The organism is Microbacterium sp. MPR-TSA4, from assembly GCF_058792815.1.
The window spans coordinates 1-4195 of sequence record NZ_JBXAFF010000061.1; the positions used below are offsets into that span (position 1 = coordinate 1).

Here is a 4195-nt window from a genome sequence, read left to right on the forward strand (position 1 = left end):
GGCCCGGGCGCGGCCGCCGATCACGGCATCCGCGCCCCGACACCGTTCGGGGCGCCCGTCCACAGCGCGGCCGCACGCGCGGGTCGCGCCTGCGCGAGGCCGTTCACCGGCACGTCGCCGAGCAGGGTGCCGTCCGCCGCGGTCACGGGACGGCCGTCGATCGCGAGCGAATGGAGATCCTGTCCGGTGGCGACGCGGTAGGCGTCCAGCGAGGTGAACACGAACGGATTCACGTTCGCCGCACCGCGGGACCACACGACGAGCCACGCGGGCTGCGGGGCGCCGGCCGGTGAGGCCGTGTTCCGCTGGAACACGTTGCCGTCCGAGCGGATGTTCAGGTCGCTTGCGGCGTACCGGTGCGAGTAGTCCTCGACGCACAGCGTGCACGTGCCGGAGCTGCCGGCGATCACGTTGTTGCCGATCGAGATGTCACGGATCAGCCAGGGCATCGTGGGGTCCGGGAAGGGGCGTCGCGGGTCGTGGCCCGGCACCGCCGGGTCGGCGGCGTCACGCGGATCCTGCACGATGTTGACGGTGCGGTTGCCGCCGACGATCGTGTTGTTCCAGATCAGGACGTCCCCGGTGTTGTTGATCTTCAGCCCGTTCCCGCCGTTTCCGACCACGAGGTCATCCACGACGTCCACCTTCTGGGTGAGCTCGATGAACGCGCCGTGGCCGAGGTTGCTGATGAGGTCGCTGGAGGCCACCGTCAGGTCGTAGACCGACTGATCGGTCCAGATCCCCGGACCGTCGTTGCGCAGGAACGCGGAGTCGGTGATGTCGACACCGCGCGACTTCGCGATCTTGATCCCGCCCGACACGGGGGCCTGGTTGAAGTGCTCGGCGTTGTTCTCGACGGCGAGCACGTCGTCGACGCGCAGGCGGTCGGCGAGGTTCGCTCCGATCCCCATGAGGCCGTTTCGCGCCACCGTCACGCCGTGCAGGGTGGCATCGCTTGCCCCCACGAACACACCCGTGGTCGCGTTGTCGTACACGACGACGTTGTCGAGAACAGCCCGCGGCGCCTCGATCGTGACCGTGCCCATCATCCAGACCGAGGTGGCGTAGCGCCGGATGCCGATGTCGCGCACGACCGTGCCCTCGCCTCGCACCGACAGCGCCTTGGCCAGCACCGACGCGCGCACCTGATGCCCGTCCGGGGCGGATCCGATGTAGAGACGGCGCGCGGCGGCATCCACGTAGAACGTGCCCGGCGCGAGCGCCGCACGGCTGCCGACCTGCGCGAGGGCGGCACCGTCGATCCAGACCTGGTCGGGATGCGCGGCGAGCGGATGCGCGGAGTTGAGCCATTGCCAGCCGCTCGCGGTGCCGTCGGCGGCGCCGCGGGTGAAGGTCGGGCTCGAGTCGAAGTCGGAGGTCCAGCCGTCCACGTACCAGGCGCCGTCGGCGTTCTTCCACCCCGTGACGAGGCGGGATCCATCGAGCCACACCTGCTCTCCCGGCGCGGACTGGATCGTGACGCCCTTTCCGGCCGGGACCGTGACGCTCTCGTTGTAGGTGCCGCCGCGCACGACGATCACGGCACCGGCCGCCGCACGGTCGACGGCGCCCTGCACGGTCGAGAGGGGCGCCGCGGCCGTGCCCGCACCGCCCGCGCGAGCGCGTGAGTCGACGAAGATCGCGCCGGCGGGCGCGGGCGGCGCGACGGTGCCGAGGGGGGCGGCCCCGCGGACGCGGCGCGTGCCGGAGACGTCCCAGGCCGGTGCGCCATCCGTCGTCGCGGGGACGGAGGCGGGCGGCGCGCTCGTCGGCGTCGGGGCGGGAGTCGGCGTCGGCGTGGCGGTCGGGGTCTGGGTCGGCGTCGGCGTGGCGGTCGGGGTCGGCGCCGCGGTGGGGGTCGCGGGAGCGCTGGGCGTCGCGGCGGCTGCGGTCGTCGTCACGCGGTAGTCGTCGAAGACGATCGCCTGCGCGGGGGAGCTGCTGGAGAGGTAGGCTCCGACGCCCACGCCACCCGCGCCCGCCTGGCGCGACGAGCTCGCGTCGATCGCCGACACCGGCACGACGACGCCGGCGACGCTCACGCTGGCGTCGATCGCGACCGCCGCAGTTCCGCGCACACTGGTCTGCACGGTGAGCGGTGAGCCCGCGCTGACGCGAGGGACCTGCGTCGTGCGGGCGAGCACCGTCTGCGTACGGCCGTTCACCCGCAGCACCTCCAGCAGCGCCGCACCCTTCGCATCCACGACGACCTGCACGTGATACCGCCCGGCGGCGGTCGTGCGCGACTGCAGATTGAGATAGACGCCGCGGCCGAAGGCGGGCAGCTGCGGCACGGTGAAGACGACCGACTGCGACACGTCCTCCGCCGACACGGCGGCCGGCGATGCGGTCACCGACGTCCCCGGTACGCGCAGCGTGGCCTGGGCGGTCCCGCCCGAGACGGCGAACGCGCGCGGGTCGGAGAGCCGGTACGCGCCGCCGACTGGAGCGTCGCCCAGCCCTGCCGAGACCCGACGATCCATCGTGTCGGACACGACGAGCTCCGGGCCGGATGCCGCGGCGGGCTGCGACGCGGATGCCGCCGCGGGGACGGCCCCGAAGAGGATCGCGCTGGCGGCGACGATCGCCGTCAGCGCGCGGAAGGAGACGGCTGTCGCCGAAGAACGCATGAGGAGTCTCTTTCTCCCCAAGAGTCCGCCCGCGGCAGAAAACACCGGCGGGTCACACCGACCCTAACAACCCGCGGTGGACGGACCACGCACTATGAGACTCTTCTCACGCCGCCCCGCCGGTCGCGGGCTCACCCGAGCTGTCCCATGCGACGGAACCACACCGGCAGCGCGGCCACCAGATAGAGCACGGCGGCGATCGCGAGCAGCGAGTACACGACGGCGAAGACCGGCGGCATCCCCCACAGCACGAACGAGAGGCACCACACGCCGTAGTCGACGGGGAGCCCGAGAACGGATCGCAGCGGCGACGAGCCGCCGGCCTCCGCCGCTTGCGGCACGCCCGAGCGTGCGCGCAGCAGGTCGTTCAGGATCATGGCGAAGAAGGTCACCGTCGCCACGATCGCGAACCCGAGCGGGACCAGCGTCCACGCGAGCGGCAGGCCGAAGAAGCGGAACGCGCCGATCGACACCGCGACGTGGAGCGAGACGAGCTTCGCGGCATCCACGACGTGGTCGAGCCATTCCCCGGCGAGCGATCCTCCGCCCCGGAGGCGCGCGACCTGCCCGTCGGCGCTGTCCCACGCATACCCTGCGGCCAGCAGCAGCCAGACGCCGATGCCGAGGGCCGTCGACGGCGGGACCAGCGCCAGCAGCGCCACGCCCGTGAAGGTGAGGACCGCGCTGACCGCCGTCACCTGGTTCGGCGACAGCCCCCACGTGTACGCCCCGGCGGCGATCACCCGCCCGACGGGGCGGTTGACGTACAGCGAGTAGGCGGGCGCGCCCCGTCCCCGCCCCTTCTGCGCGGAACCGAGCAGGGCGTAGGCGTGGGCGATCGTCACGGGGTCACGGCTTTCGCCTGGAAGTCGTCGAACCGCACCGCAGACGGGAGGGCCGTGAAGCCCGTGCCCGCGTACGTGGTGAAGCCGGGGAAGCCGGCCGTCTGCAGCGCGGCCGTCGTGTCGGTCGTGCTCAGCTGCCACGCCGCCGGCTCGGCCGTCCCGGCCGGCCAGATCTTGCTGCGCAGCGCCGTGGTGCCGGTGCCGTCGACCTGCACCCGGACGCTGTAGACCGTGCCGGCGCTCACGGTGAAGCCCGGGAGATCCAGCGACGCCAGCACGGTGCCGCCGCGCGCGAGCTGCGCCTGCACGGCGCCGCCGGGCGCGATCACCCACCGGGCCCGGTAGTCGTCGGAACCTACGACCCGGCCGAGCGCCGAGACGTACATCCGGGCGCCCGTCGGGACGGCGGAGAGCGAGAAGCCGAACGTCAGATCCGTGCTCGTCGAGGTGGCCGCGTTGAGCGTGGCGGAACGGGTCTGCCCGGCGGCCTGCGTCGTCAGCTTCGCCGCGCCGGCGTCGATCGCGACGTTGGCCGTCCCGGAGGTCTGTGTCCAGGTCCCCCCGGTGGTCGCCGCCCCGAGGACCGTCCCCGACGTGCGTTCGAAGGCATCCACCGCGAACGGGGCCGCGGCGGGCGCGGTCACGGTCACCGGGTTGGTCGTGGTGCCGGTGGCGTCCTTGTCGTCGGTGACCGTCAGCTTCACCGTGTACGTCCCGGCC

General features: G+C 72.9%; 2 protein-coding genes and 1 pseudogene. All 3 read right to left on the reverse strand.

All coding sequences use genetic code 11. The features are described 5' to 3' along the window. Window positions 1-20: 20 nt before the first annotated feature. Window positions 21-2630: a right-handed parallel beta-helix repeat-containing protein gene (locus AC1Q49_RS15100; protein ID WP_492493145.1), complete on the reverse strand. Its 2610-nt coding sequence runs from the start codon at window positions 2628-2630 to the stop codon at window positions 21-23. A gap of 131 nt (window positions 2631-2761) precedes the next feature. Beyond that, window positions 2762-3475: a CDP-alcohol phosphatidyltransferase family protein gene (locus tag AC1Q49_RS15105; protein ID WP_492493147.1), complete on the reverse strand. Its 714-nt coding sequence runs from the start codon at window positions 3473-3475 to the stop codon at window positions 2762-2764. After that, window positions 3472-4195, reverse strand: a pseudogene (locus tag AC1Q49_RS15110) (PKD domain-containing protein); the annotation flags it as partial. The gene AC1Q49_RS15105 and the pseudogene AC1Q49_RS15110, both read right to left, overlap by 4 nt.